This is a genomic window from Serratia odorifera (assembly GCF_041448735.1).
Lineage (GTDB): Bacteria > Pseudomonadota > Gammaproteobacteria > Enterobacterales > Enterobacteriaceae > Serratia_F > Serratia_F odorifera.
In genome coordinates this window covers 1-626 of the sequence record NZ_JBGMUT010000062.1, presented here as the reverse complement: position 1 = coordinate 626, position 626 = coordinate 1, and the positions used below count along the sequence as shown (strand labels likewise).

The 626-nt window shown below is 35.1% G+C and carries 1 pseudogene; it reads right to left on the bottom strand.

What is annotated here, in order from left to right:
- Window positions 1–626: pseudogene (locus tag ACCC84_RS23865) on the bottom strand (IS4-like element IS231C family transposase); the annotation flags it as partial.

Genomic DNA, 626 nt, shown 5'->3' with positions numbered 1-626 from the left:
GATGAATTTGAAATAGAGATTTCCACGTTTTAAATATGATTTCGATCTGCCAGCGGAGGGAGTAAAAATCATGGATTTGTTCCATCGGAACCACTTCCCAAGGCGTATTCGTAACATATATGTTGATACCCGTTAATCGTTTACTCTTTTCTGAAAACGTAATGCCCTTTTTACTTTCGGTATAGCTTTGTTTTTTTCTACGTTCCAGTATTTGTTCCTCTGTTAATCGGTAGATAATTACTCTTGTAAATAATCTTTGATTCTTGCCAATATACGACTCTTTTATTTCATACGTTTGTCCTGGTTTTAACGTGTGCATAATGTTCTCTAAATCAACTTGGATATACTGTGACTGTTTTTTGATTGTCCCATTTCGAAAGTATTCTGGAAATGGATTTTTCGTATAGACGGTATGGTTTAACTTAAGTCTTGATATATAGCACACGCCACGTTGATCCATTTGATCTAAGTCTTCCAATGAAAAATATCCTAAATCACGAATACACAGATCACCCGGCCGTAAGGTATCTAAGCAATCTGTTCCAAATGTTTTATCATTATTTTTTCCAGGACCTACCTGGAAGTTTAAAAACTGTCCGCTGTGTAAGTCATATTCTAATTGAATC